Here is a 15,791-nt window from a genome sequence, read left to right as displayed (position 1 = left end):
CGCCGCGGAGCGGTACGGGCTAGCCTGATCCCGGCATACCGGTGCAATTGCGTCACAGTCGGAGGAGGTGCACGGGATGGTGGCAGGCGCTCCCAGGATCTTCGTCTCACATCTGTCCGGTGTGCCCGTCTTCGACCCCAATGGTGACCAGGTCGGCCGGGTCCGCGACCTGGTGGCGATGCTACGGGTGGGCGGGCGCCCCCCTCGGTTGCTCGGCATGGTCGTCGAGTTGACGAGCCGGCGGCGGATCTTCCTGCCGATGACCCGGGTGACGGGTGTCGAGTCCGGTCAGGTCATCACCACCGGTGTGGTCAACATGCGGCGCTTCGAGCAGCGCCCGACCGAGCGACTGGTCCTCGGCGAGTTCCTCGACCGGCGGGTCCGGCTGGTGGAGACCGACGAGGAGGTGACCATCCTCGACGTATCGATCCAGCAGCTCCCGGCCCGCCGCGACTGGGAGATCGACAAGTACTTCGTGCGCAAGGGACGCGGCGGCGCGCTGCGGCGCAAGGGCGAGACCCTGACCGTCGAGTGGTCGGCGGTCAGCGGCTTCTCGCTGGACGAGCACGGGCAGGGCGCGGAGAGCCTGGTGGCCACCTTCGAACGGCTGCGGCCCACCGATGTGGCCAACGCCCTGCACCACCTGTCGCCGAAGCGCCGCGCCGAGGTCGCCGCGGCGCTCGACGACGACCGGCTCGCGGACGTCCTGGAGGAGCTGCCCGAGGACGACCAGGTGGAGATCCTCGGGAAGCTCAAGGAGGAGCGGGCCGCCGACGTCCTGGAGGCCATGGACCCCGACGACGCGGCCGACCTGCTCTCCGAGCTGCCCGAGGAGGACAAGGAACGGCTGCTGGCCCTGATGCGTCCGGACGACGCGGCGGACGTGCGGCGCCTCATGGCGTACGAGGAGCGGACCGCGGGCGGACTGATGACGACCGAGCCGATCGTGCTGCGGCCGGACGCCACCGTCGCCGACGCGCTCGCCCGGGTGAGGCAGTCGGACCTGTCCCCCGCGCTGGCCGCCCAGGTGTACGTCTGCCGCCCGCCGGACGAGACCCCGACCGGCAAGTACCTCGGCACGGTGCACTTCCAGCGGCTGCTGCGCGATCCGCCGTTCACGCTCGTCAGCTCGATCGTCGACAGCGACCTCGTACCGCTGTCACCGGACACCCCGCTGTCCTCGGTGACCAGCTACCTGGCCGCCTACAACCTGGTCTCCGCGCCGGTGGTGGACGCGAGCGGGTCGCTCCTCGGAGCGGTGACCGTCGACGACGTACTGGACCACCTGCTGCCGGAGGACTGGCGCGAGACCGACTTCCACGGCGAGGAGGGGGACGCCCGTGGCCGGTGAGGAACGCCCGCGGGCCGCGTCGACGGGGTCCTCCGGGCTCGTACGTCCGCCGCGGCCCCGGCTCGACCAGCCGAAGGCGCCGCGGCGCAGGCTGCTGCCGGAGTACGACCCCGAGGCGTTCGGCCGGTTCTCCGAGCGGATCGCCCGCTTCCTGGGCACCGGGCGGTTCATCGTCTGGATGACGCTGATCATCATCCTCTGGGTGGTGTGGAACATCTTCGCGCCCGGAGCGCTGCGGTTCGACGAGTACCCGTTCATCTTCCTGACCCTGATGCTCTCGCTCCAGGCCTCGTACGCGGCCCCGCTGATCCTGCTCGCGCAGAACCGGCAGGACGACCGCGACCGGGTCACCCACGAGCAGGACCGCACCCAGAACGAGCGCTCCATCGCCGACACCGAGTACCTCACCCGGGAGATCGCCGCCCTCCGGATGGGCCTCGGCGAGGTCGCCACCCGGGACTGGATCAGGTCCGAGCTGCAGGACATGGTGAAGGACATGGAGGAGCGTCAGGTCCTTTCTCAGGTGGAGAGTGACGAAGGCGACCGTTGACGGGTTACCCGGGCGTAGGGGCAGGCGCCGTAACATCGTCGGTATGGCTACGGAAGACGCGGTGCGCGAAGCACTGGCGACAGTGAACGACCCGGAGATCCACCGTCCGATCACCGAACTCGGCATGGTGAAATCGGTCGAGATCGACGCTGACGGTGTAGTCGCTGTCACGGTGTATCTCACGGTCTCCGGCTGTCCGATGCGCGAGACCATCACCAACAACGTGACCGAAGCGGTGGCGCGCGTCGAGGGCGTGTCCCGTGTGGAGGTCACGCTCGACGTCATGAGCGACGAACAGCGCAAGGAGCTCGCGAGCTCGCTGCGCGGCGGTACGGCGGAGCGCGAGGTGCCGTTCGCCCAGCCCGGTTCCCTGACCCGGGTCTACGCGGTGGCGTCCGGCAAGGGCGGCGTCGGCAAGTCCTCGGTGACGGTGAACCTGGCGGCGGCGATGGCCGCGGACGGTCTCAAGGTCGGCGTCGTGGACGCGGACATCTACGGGCACAGCGTGCCGCGCATGCTCGGCGCGGACGGGAAGCCCACCCAGGTCGAGAACATGATCATGCCGCCGTCGGCGCACGGCGTGAAGGTCATCTCCATCGGCATGTTCACGCCGGGCAACGCCCCGGTCGTGTGGCGCGGACCGATGCTCCACCGCGCGCTCCAGCAGTTCCTCGCCGATGTGTACTGGGGCGACCTGGACGTCCTGCTGCTCGACCTGCCGCCGGGCACCGGCGACATCGCGATCTCCGTGGCGCAGCTCGTGCCGAACGCCGAGATCCTCGTCGTCACGACGCCGCAGCAGGCCGCGGCCGAGGTCGCCGAGCGGGCCGGCTCCATCGCCGTGCAGACCCACCAGAAGATCGTCGGTGTCGTGGAGAACATGTCGGGCATGCCGTGCCCGCACTGCGACGAGATGGTCGACGTGTTCGGTTCGGGCGGCGGTCAGCGGGTCGCCGAGGGGCTGACGAAGACCGTCGGCGCCACGGTGCCGGTGCTGGGCTCCATCCCGATCGACGTACGGCTGCGCGAGGGCGGCGACGAGGGCAAGCCCGTCGTCCTGTCCGACCCGGACTCGCCCGCCGGAGCCGCGCTGCGCTCCATCGCGGAGAAGCTGGGCGGCCGTCAGCGCGGTCTGTCCGGCATGTCGTTGGGGATCACCCCGCGCAACAAGTTCTGAGCAGGCACCAGGGGCGGTCTCCTCGGAGGCCGCCCCTTGGCGCGTCGTGCCCGTGAGGGAACCGGGTCAGGCGTACGCGGCGATGTCCGCGACCACCGAGAAGCCCAGCCCGTAGGCGCTCATCCCCCGCCCGTACGCCCCGATGTGGACGCCGTTGTGCGCCGAACCGGCCAGCACCCAGCCGAACTCGGACTCGCGGTAGTGGAACTCCACCGGCACACCGTCCACCGGGAGCGACAGCGTCGACCAGGGCGCGCTGTCCAGGTCGTCGGCGAGCTCGAAGGCGGTCTCGGTCTGCTGGTCCAGCCAGTCGTCGCGCAGCGTGTGGTCCAGCTGCGGGGGCCAGGTGTACGAGAGCAGGCCCGACCCGGCGAGCCAGGCCGCCGAGGAGACCGTGGTGGCGTCCAGGACGCCCGTACCGTCACCGCTGCGCCGCACCGGACTGGCGGCCACGGTCACGACGACCGCGAAGCGCTCCTTCTCGGAGCCCGCGTCGGTCCGTACCGAGGGTTCGTCGCCATGGCCGGTGGACCCGTGCTGCACCGTGCCGTCCGCGGCGGTCCCGACCTGCATCAGCCAGCGCGGGCCCGCGAAGGCCTCGTCCAGTCCGTACCAGGGAAAGGGCGCCTGCAGATAGCCGTCGACCGTACGCCGGGCCGCCGGCACCCCCTCTGCGGTGACTGTGCTGGGCGCACCTTCCGCCCCTACCCGACTCGTCGTCTCCATCTGCCCGGCCGCCTCCTCGATCTGTCAAAGATCCGGAGCGGCCCGCCCCTTCACGGCGTGGGCATCCTCGCAACCGGACAGATGGAGAATAGCCATACCGTCCGGACGAGTCGGGATTGGCGGGTATCAGGTGGCGTCGGCGTCGAACGGCGGACGCTCGTCCTTGGCCGGCTGAGCAGGCTTCTTGAGCAGGTCGGGAGCGGTCGCGGAGTCGGCGGCGACCTTCGCCGCGCCGGCGGCCGAAGCGGTCGACACGCTCTCGCGGCCGTTCACCGCGTCGGTGACCTCGGCCATCTCCTTGCGGAGGTCGAAGCTCTCGCGGATCTCCTTCAGCCCCAGCTCGTCGTCGCCGTCCATGAGCTGCTTGCGGACGAACGTCTTGGGGTTGAGGTCCTCGAACTCGAAGTCCTTGAACTGCGGACCGAGCTCCGAGCGGATGTCTTCCTTCGCGCTGTCCGAGAACTCACGGATCTTGCGAATGGTGCGGGTGACGTCCTGGATGACCTTTGGCAGCTTGTCCGGACCGAAGACCAGTACGGCGAGGACCACGAGCGTCAGCAGCTCGAGTGCGCCTATGTCATTGAACACCTTGATGCTCCTCGTGTTCTCCGCGTGGTCTCCGCCACCAGGTCGAATGAGGCCCGGACTTCTCCAAGGTACCCGTCGAAGCTGTCCGGGCGGTACCTTCCGGTGGCCGTTACGTGCCGCTTGCCGAGCCGAGTGTCACCGTCATGGACAGGTCTTTACCACCGCGGGTCAGCTTGAGGCCGAGCCGGTCCCCGGGGCGGTGGGCACGGATCTTGACGATCAGTTCCTCGCCGCTGTGCACCCGGGCGCCGTCGACCTCGGTGATGACGTCGCCCGGCTTGATGCCCGCCTTGGCCCCGGGACCGCCCGCGGTGACGGCGGAACCGCCGTCGGAGCCCTTCGTACCGACCTTGGCGCCGTCTCCGGCGTACTTCATGTCCAGCGTCACGCCGATCACCGGATGAGTCGCCCGGCCGCTGTTGATCAGCTCCTCGGCGACGCGCTTGCCCTGGTTGATCGGTATGGCGAAGCCGAGACCGATGGACCCGGACTGGCCGCCCTCCAGGCCGGTGCCGCTGTCCGCGGCCCGGATGGCGCTGTTGATGCCGATGACGTGCGCCTGGGCGTCGACGAGCGGGCCGCCGGAGTTGCCCGGGTTGATCGGGGCATCGGTCTGGATCGCGTCGACGTAACTGACGTCGGTGCCGTCGCCCTTCTCGCCGCCCGCGGTGATGGGCCGCTCCTTGGCGCTGATGATGCCGGAGGTGACGGTGTTGGACAGGTCGAAGGGGGCGCCGATGGCCACCACCGGGTCACCGACCTGCACGTTGTCGGAGTTGCCGAGAGGCAGCGGCTTGAGCCCGGAGACCCCCTTGACCCTGACGACGGCCAGGTCGTAGCCGCTGTCCTTGCCGACGATCTCGGCGCTCGCGGTCTCGCCGCCGCTGAACGTCACCGTGATGTCGCCGTTGGAGCCCGCGGGGGCGACCACGTGGTTGTTGGTGAGGATGTGCCCGTCGTCGTCGAGGACGAAGCCCGTGCCCGTGCCCGACTCCCCCGCGCCGCTGACGTGGAGGGTGACCACGCTGGGCAGGGCGCTGGCGGCGATTCCGGCGACGCTGTCGGGGGCCCGGCCACCGCTGTCGCGTCCGGCCTGCGGAAGCTCGACGGTGGTCAGACCGCCGTTGCGCTCGGCGTAGGCGCCGATCCCGCCGCCGATCCCGCCCGCGACCAGGGCGATCAGCATGATCCCGATGAGGCCGGAACCCCGGGCGCGCTTCCGGCGCGCGGCGTCGGGCCCGAGGGGCAGAGCGGGGGCGCTCAACGGCTGACGGGGCGCACCCCACGGGTCGTACTGGAGCCACTGCGAGGGCGTGGGCGGCTGGGGGTGCGGGTGCTGCTGCACCTGGGCCTGCGGCTGCTGCGGAGGCTGGTGCTGCGGGGACTGCTGCTGCGGAGGCACGAAGGCGGGGCCGGGGTCGGTGGCGATCCCGTGGCCGTTCGTCCCGGCGTAGGGCGGCGGTACGGGGGTGCCGTGGGCCGGGGTCGGGACAGGGCGCTGCACGGGCGGCGCGGGTGCCCACGGACCGGGCCCGCCGTAGGGCGGGGTGCTGTATTCGTCGGGCGCGTGCAGCGGCTGCGCGCGGGGAGCCGGCGCAAGCGGCTCCGCGGCGGGCACGGCGGGTGCGAGCGGATCTCCGGCGGCCGGCGCCGCGGGGGCGAACGGCTCCCCCGTGGGCGGCTCGGCCGGCACGGCAGGTATCCGACCGGTCGCTTCCTCGTCCGCTCCGGGCAGGAGGGGCGCGGCGTGCGGAGTGACTCCGTCGGCGGGCGACGCCTCGACGGGGCCGGTCGCTCCCGCCGTCTCCCCGACGGGAACCGCGTCCTGCGGCTCACTGCCGCCGGCGCGCCCCGTCGTGGGACGGCTCCACCACTTCGCCTTCGGCCCGGTGGGCTTCCCGTCGTCCATGATCTCCCCGCAACTGGCCTCTGCACGTCCCCACAGGGGCGTCCCTCCCGGAATTCAACCAGGTTTGCGAATCCCCGCGCAGGGTCCCCGTCAGCGCCGGGGATGAAGCGGCAGTGCGTGATCGGTCGGCGGAGGGAACGCGGAGGCCGTGGCCGTGGGTTCGGCGGGTTCCGGAACGGCCTTGCCGCCGATCGAAGCGGTGAGCAGCGGGCTGCTTCCCGTCGGGCGTATCAGCGGCGGCACGGACACGTTCAGCACGGGGAGCGCGAGCGCGTTGCCGGTGAAGTGCGAGACGTTGAGCAGGGACGGAGCCGTGGCGAGCGCCGGGGCCGCGACGGCGGGCGCCACGGAGGCGGAGGCCGACGGACTCGCGGGACTCGTCGGGGCCGGGCGGTCACCGCTCACGGAGAGCGCGCCTCCACCGCCACGGCGGTCGGCCGTGGCATTGCCGCCCTCGGCCCGTGCTTCGGCGTCGAGCGGGGTGACGTTGCTGCCGGTGCCCTCCGCGCGGAAGGGGGACTCGGACGTGGAGTCGAGCGGAAGCGTGCCGCCCAGGGCGATCGCCGCCAGCGAGACGGCACTGGCCGCCGCGAACGCGAACCTGCGTCCCAGCCACGGCGAACGGTCGGCCTCGCGGCCCACCTCGTGTATCCGGAAGGAGGAGCCGGACGCGCCGCCGGGGAGGACGGCGGTGGAGCCGTGCACGGCGGGGAGGTAGCCGAAGCCGTCGAGCGGCCCGGGTCCGGCCTCCGGGCCGGTCCGCCTGCCGGAAGGCTGCATCACGGGGAAGAGTCCGTCGCCGAAGCGTCCGCCGCCGCCGCCGCCGAACGGCCCACCGGGTCCGGCGTCGCCGCCAGGGCCTCCGGGAAGGCCCTGCAGGCGGGCAAGGAAGCCCTCGGAGGGCGAAGGAGGGGCCGACTGCGCGAAGACACTCTTGAGCCGCCGCTGGGCGTCGGCCTCGGCCTTGCACTTGGGACAGGTCGCCAAGTGGGCCAGGACCCGCTCACGGGCGTCGTGTTTGAGCTCGCCGTCGACAAGCGCGGCGAGCCGGTCCCCCAGATGTTGTTCCGCGGGGGTCGGACCTGTGCCACTCACGCCGGCCCTACCTCCCCTGCCAGGACCGCGTCCGCGAGGGAACGCTGCTCGGCGCGGGCCTCGGGCGAACGGTGCTTCAGTGCCTTGCGCAGGTGCGAGCGACCGCGGTGGATCCGGCTGCGCACGGTGCCGAGCTTCACGCCGAGTGTCGCGGCGATCTCCTCGTACGAGAGTCCTTCGATGTCGCAGAGCACGACCGCGGCACGGAATTCGGGCGCAAGGGTGTCCAGCGCCTGCTGGACGTCCGCGTCGAAGTGGGTGTCGTTGAAGACCTGCTGCGGAGACGGCTCACGGCTCGGCAGCCGCTCGGCCGCGTCGTCGCCGAGGGAGTCGAAACGGATCCGCTGCTTGCGGCGGACCATGTCCAGGAAGAGATTGGTCGTGATGCGGTGCAGCCAGCCCTCGAAGGTGCCGGGCGTGTACGTCGAGAGCGACCGGAAGACACGGACGAAGACCTCCTGCGTGAGGTCCTCGGCATCGTGCTGGTTGCCCGTCAGCCGGTAGGCAAGGCGGTACACGCGACCGCTGTGCGTGCTGACGATCTCTTCCCATGAGGGCGGGGTCCACGCCTGGGATTCCGCATCCGAGGCGAAGGTCGCGGTGGGTGCGGAAGCGTTGGAAGAACGGTCAGCAATGTTGGTCACGGATTTCGGCTCACCCGCCGACCTGAGCAAGCGCCTCAGCACTCCGCCCCGGTCCACAGGCGCAGCCGCACCTCCCCTGTCGGCTCTGGTGGTGTCCAGTGGAGCCCCTACCATAGCCACCTCGCCCGTTAGCTCCGGATAAGCCTTTTTCCTGCTGGGGCGGGGCCGCACCGGCCCCGCGGCGCGTGATTCCGGGCCCGATTCGCGGGCCCGGTCCAGGCGCTTTCCCCCGTCCTTGCATAACGCCCGGTCCCATCTGCGGGTTCCCGGGTTCAGCGGATACAGTCACCGTTGCGCCAACTACGGGGACAGGAGAGGGTCATTACCGCCAACCGGCAGACGAGCTGGGCGTTCGCCGACGCCTTTGTCGCCGAGGACGAAGCCCTGCGCTGGGCCCGGGAACGGGCCCGCGAGACAGGGCTCCGCTCGGTGTCCCCGGGCACCGGCGCCGCGCTGCGCCTGCTCGCTGCCACCGCGGACGCCAAAGCGGTGGCCGAGATCGGCACCGGCACCGGCGTGTCCGGCATCTATCTGCTGCACGGAATGCGGCCGGACGGCGTACTGACCACGGTCGACCCGGAACCGGAGCGTCAGCAGTTCGCCCGCCAGGCGTTCCGCGCGGCCGGCTTCGCCACGAACCGGGCCCGCTTCATCCCGGGGCGCGCCCTGGACGTACTGCCGCGTCTCGCGGACGGCGGCTACGACCTCGTTTTCTGCGACGGCGACCGGCTGGAGAGCCTCGACTGCCTCGCTGAATCGTTGCGCCTGCTGCGACCGGGCGGTCTGGTCTGCTTCGAGGGCATGTTCGCGGACGGCCGCACGGTCGACTCCGCGGCCCAGCCCGCCGAGGTCCTGCGGCTGCGTGAGCTGCTGCGCGCCGTGCGGGAGAGCCAGGAACTGATGGCGACGCTGCTGCCCGTCGGCGACGGCCTGCTCTGCGCGGTCCGGCGGGGCTGAGCGGTCCCGCGGGGCCGTACGGCCCGCTGACGGCCCCGATTCCGTACGGCTGCTCAACACGACTGCCCCGGCACGGAGTCCGTGCCGGGGCAGTCGCGAAGTGATAGGCGTCTCTGCGTCAGCCGACGACCTTCTTGAGGGCATCGCCGAGTGCATCGGCTTCGTCCGGCGTCAGCTCGACGACAAGCCGACCGCCGCCTTCGAGCGGAACGCGCATGACGATGCCCCGCCCCTCCTTTGTCACCTCGAGCGGGCCGTCGCCCGTCCGCGGCTTCATGGCCGCCATGCTCGTTCCCCTTCCTGAAACCAGCTCATCGCAACCGGCGGCCCCATGACAGGCGCTGCCTCACCGGCATCGAACACATTGCTTCTTCGCCATTATCCCGCATCAAAGACCCCGATGACCAACATCGGTCGGCATCGCTTGCGCAACGCGCTCTCTCAAAACCGCCCAATTCGGCGATCCGGCTGCGATACTGCGCCGTCTTCGGGCCCCAGGTGAGAGCCAATTGTTAGACGCAGGTCACATGCCCGCGCTGCCCGAAGTCGGCCATGCTTGCCTGGACAGGCACAATCCCGGAGCCGTAAGGGGACATCAGAATGGCCGACACCATGGCGGACACCGTGCTCATGGACGTGAGCGACGGACTCGCGACGATCACCATCAACCGTCCCGACGCGATGAACGCCATGAACACCGAGGCCAAGGTCGCGCTGCGGGACGCGCTGCGGGACGCCGCGGCCGACAGCGCGGTACGCGCGGTTCTGCTCACCGCGACCGGGCGCGCCTTCTGCGTCGGTCAGGACCTCAAGGAGCACGTCTCCAAGCTCGCGGAGGCCGGCGAGGGCGGCGGCAACGCGCTGAGCACCGTGCAGGAGCACTACAACCCCATCGTCCGGGCGCTCACCGAGATGGAGAAGCCCGTGGTCGCCGGGGTCAACGGTGTCGCCGCCGGGGCGGGCTTCGGGTTCGCGCTCGCCGCCGACTACCGCGTGGTGGCGGACACCGCGGCGTTCAACACGTCCTTCGCGGGGGTGGCCCTCACCGCGGACTCCGGCGTCTCCTGGACGCTGCCCCGGCTGATCGGCCAGAGCCGCGCCGCCGACCTGCTCTTCTTCCCGCGTTCGATCTCCGCGCAGGAGGCGTACGACCTGGGCATCGCGAACAAGGTCGTACCCGCCGCCGACCTGGCGAAGGAGGCCGCGGCGGTGGCCCGTGCCCTGGCGGACGGTCCGACCGTGGCGTACGCCTCGCTCAAGGCGTCCATGGCCTACGGCGCGGCCCACACGCTCGCGGAGGCGCTGGAGAAGGAGGACGAGCTCCAGACCCGCGCGGGCGCGTCGGAGGACCACACGATCGCCGTACGGGCCTTCCTGGCCAAGGAGCGTCCGAAGTACCTGGGCCGCTAACGAACGACGGGAGCCGACCGGGAGACGCAGTCGGCGAGGTGGTCGTCGACCAGGCCGCACGCCTGCATCAGGGCGTAGGCCGTCGTCGGGCCGACGAAGCGGATGGAGCGCCTCTTGAGCTCCTTGGCGAGCGCCGTCGACTCCGGGGTCACCGCCGGCACGTCCCCCAGCACACGGGGGGCGGGGCGGGTCGCCGGGTCGGGGGCGTACGACCAGATCAGGGCGTCCAGCTCGCCCTCTCCCCAGCCCGCGAGCTCCCGGGCGTTGGCGAGGGTGGCGTCGATCTTGGCCCGGTTGCGGATGATGCCGGCGTCGGCGAGGAGCCGTTCCTTGTCGGCGTCGGTGAACTCCGCCACCGCGTCGATCCTGAATCCCGCGAAGGCGCTGCGGAAGCCCTCGCGGCGGCGCAGGATCGTCAGCCAGGAGAGACCCGACTGGAACGCCTCCAGGCACAGCCGCTCGAACAGGGCGTCGTCGCCATGGACCGGCCGGCCCCATTCGGTGTCGTGGTAGGCGAGGTAGTCGTCCGTGGACAGGCCCCAGGGACAGCGCAGGCCGCCGTCCGCGGCCGGTTCGGCTCCGCCGCTCATCGCTCGTCCTCCTCGCCGGGGTGCTCCCCGGGCTCCTGGTCCGGCCGCTTCAACAGATCGGGGCCGTTGACCGCGGTCGCCTGGGCTCCCGCGAGCGCCGACTCCAGCTCGGCGATCCGGGCGTCCCGCTCGGCGAGCTCGGCGCCGAGACGGTCCAGCGCCTCGTCGACGTCCACCATGCGATAGCCCCGGACGGCCATCGGCAGCCGTAGCGCCTCGACATCGGCGCGGCCGACCGGGCGCGTCGCGGGCAGCGGGTCGGTGAGCCGCTCCGGCGGCACGTCCTGCAGGACGGCGCTGCCGCCTCCGCCGACCACCGCGAGCGTGACCGCGGCCACCACGACGACCATCGTGAGCAGCAAGAACCAGAACACGCGCATCTCCCAGGGGGCGGAAACCTGTCCGGGTCCGATCGTGCCATGCGCCACCGACAGTTAGGGTCGCAGGCGACCTACTGAGGAGGAAACACGGGATGCGAAGCGGTGCGCTCAGGCTCGGGCGGCGGGAATTCGGTCCGCACGATCCGGTGATCATGGCGATCGTGAACCGGACCCCCGACTCCTTCTACGACCAGGGCGCGACCTTCCGCGACGAGCCGGCGCTCACCCGGGTCGAGCAGGCGGTCTCGGAGGGTGCCGCGATCATCGACATCGGCGGGGTGAAGGCGGGTCCCGGTGAGGAAGTGACCGCCGCGGAGGAGGCCCGCCGCACGGTCGGCTTCGTCGCCGAGGTGCGGCGCCGTCACCCGGACGTGGTGATCAGCGTGGACACCTGGCGGCACGACGTCGGCGAGGCGGTCTGCGAGGCCGGCGCGGATCTGCTGAACGACGCGTGGGGCGGCGTCGACCCGAAGCTCGCGGAGGTCGCCGCACGGTACGGAGCGGGGCTGGTGTGCACCCACGCGGGCGGCGCCGAGCCGCGGACCCGGCCGCACCGGGTCGAGTACGAGGACGTGATGGCGGACATCCTGCGGGTGACCGTGGGGCTGGCGGAGCGGGCCGTGGAGCTCGGGGTGAGGCCGGACGGGATCATGATCGACCCCGGTCACGACTTCGGGAAGAACACCCGGCACTCGCTGGAGGCGACGCGCCGCCTGGGCGAGATGGCGGAGACCGGCTGGCCGGTGCTCGTCTCGCTGTCCAACAAGGACTTCGTCGGCGAGACGCTCGACCGGCCGGTCAAGGAGCGGGTGATCGGCACGCTGGCGACGACGGCCGTGTCGGCGTGGCTGGGCGCGCGGGTGTACCGGGTGCACGAGGTGGCGGAGACCCGGCAGGTGCTGGACATGGTGGCGTCGGTCGCGGGGCACCGGCCGCCGGCGGTGGCGCGGCGGGGTCTGGCGTAGGGGCGGTTCCGCGGCGGGCGGAGGGGCCGGGAGGAAGTCCGGCGACCGCCGGAGGGCCCGGTGCCGCCCGCGCGGCGCCCGAAGGCGGCCGGCGGGCGGACACGACCTAGGGTCTTTCGTTTGGATCGGGCCGGATCAGGGAGCGGGGTCCGGTGCGGGCAGCTGCAAGGCGGAGGAGGGAGTCGACGCGGAGCGTCGGCGACCGACGACAACGCCGCAGATGCGCGCGCCAGGGCACGCGAGCCCGGCATGATCCAAACGAGAGGCCCTAGCGGCCGACCTCCTTGGTCACCAGCATGACCGCCTCCTCCACGTCGTCCGTCACGTGGAAGAGCAGCAGGTCCCTCTCCGACGCCTTGCCCTGCGCCACCACCGTGTCCCTGAGCCAGTCGACGAGCCCGCTCCAGTACGCCGAGCCGAAGAGCACGATCGGGAAGCGGGTCACCTTGCCGGTCTGGACGAGGGTCAGCGCCTCGAAGAGCTCGTCCAGGGTGCCGAGGCCGCCGGGCAGGACCACGAAGCCCTGCGCGTACTTCACGAACATCGTCTTGCGGACGAAGAAGTAGCGGAAGTTCACGCCGATGTCGACGTGCGGGTTGAGACCGGACTCGAACGGCAGCTCGATGCCGAGACCGACCGAGACGCCGCTCGCCTCCCGCGCCCCCTTGTTCGCGGCCTCCATCGCTCCGGGGCCGCCGCCCGTGATCACCGCGAAGCCCGCTTCGACCAGCGCCTTGCCCAGCCGTACGCCCGCCTCGTACTCCGGGCCGTCGGCCGGTGTCCGGGCCGAGCCGAAGACGCTGATGGCGCTCGGCAGTTCGGCGAGCGCGCCGAATCCCTCCACGAACTCCGACTGGATGCGCATGACCCGCCAGGGGTCGGTGTGCACCCACTCGGAGTCGCCTTCGGAGTCGAGCAGCCGCTGATCGGTCGTGCCCGGCTGTACCTGGTCCCTGCGCCGCAGCACCGGTCCGAGCCGCTGTTCCTCGGGCAAGACCGCACCTTCGGGGACCTGCGCGCCCTCGGGGATCCGTGCGTCCTCCGGGTTGCCCATGACCTGCTCCCTCCGCCGACCTGCAATGTGGCTGTGTCGGATCAGCGTAGATCGGCGGAGGTTACGTGCAGGGGAATGCCATGGGTCAGCTGGTGAGCCAGGAGCGGAGGCGCTCCTCGCAGTGGGTGATCAGCTCGGTCACCACGTGCTCGTCGCGCTTGTGCGCGAAGAGCGGATTGCCGGGGCCGTAGTTCACCGCGGGCACACCGAGCGCCCCGAATCGGGAGACGTCCGTCCAGCCGAACTTGGGCTGGGCGGTGCCGCCCACCGCCTCCATGAACGCCGCCGCGGCCGGGTGCGAGAGGCCCGGCATCGCCGCGCCGGAGTGGTCGTCGATGACGATGTCGGTGATGCCGCAGTCCGCGAAGACCTCGTGGACGTGTGCGACGGCCTCCTCGGCACTGCGGTCGGGGGCGTACCGGTAGTTGACGACGACCGTGCAGGCGTCCGGGATGACGTTGGTGGCGACCCCGCCCTCGATCCCCACGGCGTTCAGACCTTCGCGGTACTCCAGGCCGTCGATGACCGGCCTGCGCGGCTCGTACGCGGCGAGCCGGGCCAGGATCGGGGCGGCGGCGTGGATCGCGTTGGACCCCATCCAACTGCGCGCCGAGTGCGCCCGCTCCCCCTCCGTACGCAGGAGGACCCGCAGCGTGCCCTGGCAGCCGCCCTCGACCTGGCCCTCGGAGGGCTCCAGCAGGACGGCGAAGTCTCCGTCCAGCCAGTCGGGGTGCGCCTCGGCCACGTGCCCGAGGCCGTTGAGGTCGGCTGCGACCTCTTCGTTGTCGTAGAAGAGGAACGTCAGGTCGCGGTTGGGTTCGGGGACGGTGGCGGCGATCCGCAGCTGGACGGCGACGCCCGACTTCATGTCGGAGGTTCCGCACCCCCACAGCACGCCGTTCTCGTCCAGCCTGGACGGGACGTTGTCGGCGATCGGCACGGTGTCGATGTGTCCGGCCAGCACGATGCGCTCGGCGCGGCCGAGGTTCGTCCTGGCCACGAGGTTGTTGCCGTACCGCTCCACGGTCAGGTGCGGGAGGACGCGCAGCGCCTCCTCGATCGCGTCGGCCAGGGCTTTCTCGTTGCCGCTGACCGACGGGAAGTCGACGAGCCTCGCGGTGAGCTCCGGGCCGTCCAGGGTGAGGTCGAGCTTGCTATCAGCCATGGCCACGACCCTATGACAGGCCCTGGGGGACGTCCGCGACACGGGGCTTCTGCCCTCCAGTACCGTGGGCCCGTGCCCCGGACCGCCACTTCCGCCAGCCGCCGCCCAGGCCGCAGCCGCTTCCTGCGCCTCTCGGCCGCCTTCGCCGTGCTCATGGCCCTGGCCGGCTATCTGGCCGTGCAGTACGTCTCCGGGCACAAGGGAGCGCCGCGCTGCGTCGTCCGGGCCGCCGACGGGCCGGAGGGCGAGGGGCACACGTACGAGATGAGTCCCGAGCAGGCCGCCAACGCCGCGACGATCTCCGCCGTCGGCACCACGCGCGGGATGCCGGAGCGAGCGGTGACCATCGCGCTGGCGACCGCCCTCCAGGAGTCCGCGCTGCGCAACATCCAGCACGGCGACCGGGACTCCCTGGGGCTCTTCCAGCAGCGCCCCTCGCAGGGCTGGGGAAGCCCGGCGCAGATCATGGACCCGGTGTACGCGTCCGGGAAGTTCTACGACCACCTCGCGGAGGTCCCCGGCTATTCGCGGCTCCCGCTGACCGTCGCCGCGCAGCGCGTGCAGCGCAGTGGTTTCCCGCAGGCGTACGCGAAGCACGAGCCGGATGCCGCGCTGCTGGCGGCGGCCCTGACGGGGCGCACGCCCGCCACGCTGAACTGTTCGCCCGGCGCGTCGGCGAAGGCCGGTCCCGGTGACACCGGGAAGGTGAAGGCCGAGCTGGTGCGGTCGTTCGGCAAGGGCGTGCTGCCGAAAGCGGTCGCGGCGGGGCCGGGGTCCGCGGGGACCGTGACGGTGCCCGTGCAGCAGGCGGTGAAGTCCGACGAGGGCTCGGCGCCGCAGCGCGGCTGGGAGCTGGCGCACTGGGCGGTCGCCCAGGCCGGGGTGCTGCGGATCGACCAGGTCTCCTACGCGGGCCGGGTCTGGAACGCCGACGACGGCTGGCGCACGGAACGCGCGGAGCAGGACGAACCGGACAGCACCAAGGTCGGAATCCGGCTCGCGCAGTAGTACGACCCGTCACCCGTACGGATCTTCCGGCCGTTCACCCGTCCGCCACTTCCGCCTCTCCCTTCACGACGCGCCCGTCCGCTCCGATTCCCTTGCGCGCGCAGGGAAGTGACGGTTCATCCAGTGGCTGCACAATGCAATGTTTGCCCGGGTTCTTCCCCTGCGGATTATCGGACGCATTGCTCAGTCTTTACCTCGGCGCACCGCAACCTTCCCCGCCCC

Annotated in this window: 17 protein-coding genes; 7 read left to right on the top strand and 10 right to left on the bottom strand. The window is 71.4% G+C overall.

Annotation, left to right across the window (positions count from 1 at the left end; all coding sequences use genetic code 11):
- The first annotated feature begins 76 nt into the window (after positions 1–76).
- The 3 genes from OG230_RS23450 to OG230_RS23440 are packed head-to-tail and all read left to right on the top strand — an operon-like array spanning position 77 to position 3,078.
- A complete protein-coding gene (locus OG230_RS23450; protein ID WP_328905689.1) occupies positions 77–1,351 on the top strand; it encodes a magnesium transporter MgtE N-terminal domain-containing protein in 1,275 nt (424 codons plus the stop codon).
- Positions 1,341–1,901, top strand: a complete 561-nt coding sequence (locus OG230_RS23445) for a DUF1003 domain-containing protein (protein ID WP_328905688.1) — start codon at positions 1,341–1,343, stop codon at positions 1,899–1,901. Before OG230_RS23450 ends, OG230_RS23445 begins: the two co-directional genes overlap by 11 nt.
- Before the next feature lie 43 nt (positions 1,902–1,944).
- Positions 1,945–3,078 (top strand): Mrp/NBP35 family ATP-binding protein, encoded by a 1,134-nt coding sequence (locus tag OG230_RS23440; RefSeq protein WP_328905687.1) that lies wholly within the window; start codon positions 1,945–1,947, stop codon positions 3,076–3,078.
- A gap of 66 nt (positions 3,079–3,144) precedes the next feature.
- Here the strand turns inward: OG230_RS23440 and OG230_RS23435 are convergent, their stop codons facing one another.
- From OG230_RS23435 to sigE, 5 genes are all read right to left on the bottom strand, one after another.
- The gene (locus tag OG230_RS23435; RefSeq protein WP_328905686.1) at positions 3,145–3,804 is read right to left on the bottom strand and encodes a hypothetical protein; all 660 of its coding nucleotides are present in this window, start codon (positions 3,802–3,804) and stop codon (positions 3,145–3,147) included.
- A 126-nt stretch (positions 3,805–3,930) separates the two neighbouring features.
- On the bottom strand, positions 3,931–4,392 hold the full coding sequence (locus tag OG230_RS23430) for a sec-independent translocase (protein ID WP_328905685.1): 462 nt from the start codon (positions 4,390–4,392) through the stop codon (positions 3,931–3,933).
- A gap of 109 nt (positions 4,393–4,501) precedes the next feature.
- Positions 4,502–6,301, bottom strand: coding sequence for a S1C family serine protease (locus OG230_RS23425; RefSeq protein ID WP_328905684.1), 1,800 nt, complete (start codon positions 6,299–6,301; stop codon positions 4,502–4,504).
- A 90-nt stretch (positions 6,302–6,391) separates the two neighbouring features.
- Positions 6,392–7,396 carry an anti-sigma factor family protein gene (locus OG230_RS23420; protein WP_328905683.1) on the bottom strand — a complete coding sequence of 335 codons (1,005 nt, stop codon included), beginning with the start codon at positions 7,394–7,396 and terminating at the stop codon, positions 6,392–6,394.
- On the bottom strand, positions 7,393–8,154 hold the full coding sequence (sigE, locus tag OG230_RS23415; RefSeq protein ID WP_328905682.1) for an RNA polymerase sigma factor SigE: 762 nt from the start codon (positions 8,152–8,154) through the stop codon (positions 7,393–7,395). The genes OG230_RS23420 and sigE overlap by 4 nt, the downstream gene beginning before the upstream one ends.
- Positions 8,155–8,331: 177 nt before the next feature.
- Between sigE and OG230_RS23410 the strand changes: the two genes are divergently transcribed.
- Entirely contained in the window at positions 8,332–8,997 is a 666-nt protein-coding gene (locus OG230_RS23410) for an O-methyltransferase (protein ID WP_328905681.1), read from the top strand.
- A gap of 118 nt (positions 8,998–9,115) precedes the next feature.
- Here OG230_RS23410 and OG230_RS23405 read toward each other — a convergent pair whose 3' ends face one another.
- Entirely contained in the window at positions 9,116–9,283 is a 168-nt protein-coding gene (locus OG230_RS23405) for a DUF3117 domain-containing protein (protein WP_003966491.1), read from the bottom strand.
- A gap of 314 nt (positions 9,284–9,597) precedes the next feature.
- Here OG230_RS23405 and OG230_RS23400 point away from each other — a divergent pair, with 314 nt between their 5' ends.
- Positions 9,598–10,407 carry an enoyl-CoA hydratase/isomerase family protein gene (locus tag OG230_RS23400; protein ID WP_328905680.1) on the top strand — a complete coding sequence of 270 codons (810 nt, stop codon included), beginning with the start codon at positions 9,598–9,600 and terminating at the stop codon, positions 10,405–10,407.
- Here the strand turns inward: OG230_RS23400 and OG230_RS23395 are convergent.
- Entirely contained in the window at positions 10,404–10,997 is a 594-nt protein-coding gene (locus OG230_RS23395; RefSeq protein ID WP_328905679.1) for a DNA-3-methyladenine glycosylase I, read from the bottom strand. The genes OG230_RS23400 and OG230_RS23395 overlap by 4 nt on opposite strands.
- A complete protein-coding gene (locus OG230_RS23390) occupies positions 10,994–11,377 on the bottom strand; it encodes a DivIVA domain-containing protein (RefSeq protein WP_328911502.1) in 384 nt (127 codons plus the stop codon). Before OG230_RS23390 ends, OG230_RS23395 begins: the two co-directional genes overlap by 4 nt.
- A 92-nt stretch (positions 11,378–11,469) precedes the next feature.
- On the opposite strand from OG230_RS23390, the gene folP reads away from it, so the two are divergent.
- Positions 11,470–12,342 (top strand): dihydropteroate synthase, encoded by an 873-nt coding sequence (gene folP / locus OG230_RS23385; RefSeq protein WP_328905678.1) that lies wholly within the window; start codon positions 11,470–11,472, stop codon positions 12,340–12,342.
- Positions 12,343–12,610: 268 nt separating this feature from the next.
- Here the strand turns inward: folP and OG230_RS23380 are convergent, their stop codons facing one another.
- Positions 12,611–13,396 (bottom strand): TIGR00730 family Rossman fold protein, encoded by a 786-nt coding sequence (locus OG230_RS23380; protein WP_328905677.1) that lies wholly within the window; start codon positions 13,394–13,396, stop codon positions 12,611–12,613.
- A gap of 85 nt (positions 13,397–13,481) precedes the next feature.
- A complete protein-coding gene (dapE, locus tag OG230_RS23375; RefSeq protein ID WP_328905676.1) occupies positions 13,482–14,561 on the bottom strand; it encodes a succinyl-diaminopimelate desuccinylase in 1,080 nt (359 codons plus the stop codon).
- Positions 14,562–14,633: 72 nt separating this feature from the next.
- On the opposite strand from dapE, the gene OG230_RS23370 reads away from it, so the two are divergent.
- On the top strand, positions 14,634–15,569 hold the full coding sequence (locus tag OG230_RS23370) for a hypothetical protein (protein WP_328905675.1): 936 nt from the start codon (positions 14,634–14,636) through the stop codon (positions 15,567–15,569).
- Positions 15,570–15,791 lie beyond the last annotated feature (222 nt).

This window comes from Streptomyces sp. NBC_00234 (genome assembly GCF_036195325.1).
Taxonomy (GTDB): Bacteria; Actinomycetota; Actinomycetes; order Streptomycetales; family Streptomycetaceae; genus Streptomyces.
This window is presented reverse-complemented; position numbering and strand designations above follow the sequence as displayed.

Excerpts from the sequence above, each read along its gene's own strand:
- sigE (WP_328905682.1), bottom strand. The coding sequence starts at position 8,154 with ATGGTAGGGGCTCCACTGGACACCACCAGAGCCGACAGGGGAGGTGCG.
- OG230_RS23450 (WP_328905689.1), top strand. The coding sequence starts at position 77 with ATGGTGGCAGGCGCTCCCAGGATCTTCGTCTCACATCTGTCCGGTGTG.
- OG230_RS23435 (WP_328905686.1), bottom strand. The coding sequence starts at position 3,804 with ATGGAGACGACGAGTCGGGTAGGGGCGGAAGGTGCGCCCAGCACAGTC.
- OG230_RS23390 (WP_328911502.1), bottom strand. The coding sequence starts at position 11,377 with ATGCGCGTGTTCTGGTTCTTGCTGCTCACGATGGTCGTCGTGGTGGCC.
- OG230_RS23380 (WP_328905677.1), bottom strand. The coding sequence starts at position 13,396 with ATGGGCAACCCGGAGGACGCACGGATCCCCGAGGGCGCGCAGGTCCCC.
- OG230_RS23400 (WP_328905680.1), top strand. The coding sequence starts at position 9,598 with ATGGCCGACACCATGGCGGACACCGTGCTCATGGACGTGAGCGACGGA.
- OG230_RS23425 (WP_328905684.1), bottom strand. The coding sequence starts at position 6,301 with ATGGACGACGGGAAGCCCACCGGGCCGAAGGCGAAGTGGTGGAGCCGT.
- OG230_RS23440 (WP_328905687.1), top strand. The coding sequence starts at position 1,945 with ATGGCTACGGAAGACGCGGTGCGCGAAGCACTGGCGACAGTGAACGAC.
- OG230_RS23395 (WP_328905679.1), bottom strand. The coding sequence starts at position 10,997 with ATGAGCGGCGGAGCCGAACCGGCCGCGGACGGCGGCCTGCGCTGTCCC.
- dapE (WP_328905676.1), bottom strand. The coding sequence starts at position 14,561 with ATGGCTGATAGCAAGCTCGACCTCACCCTGGACGGCCCGGAGCTCACC.
- OG230_RS23405 (WP_003966491.1), bottom strand. The coding sequence starts at position 9,283 with ATGGCGGCCATGAAGCCGCGGACGGGCGACGGCCCGCTCGAGGTGACA.
- folP (WP_328905678.1), top strand. The coding sequence starts at position 11,470 with ATGCGAAGCGGTGCGCTCAGGCTCGGGCGGCGGGAATTCGGTCCGCAC.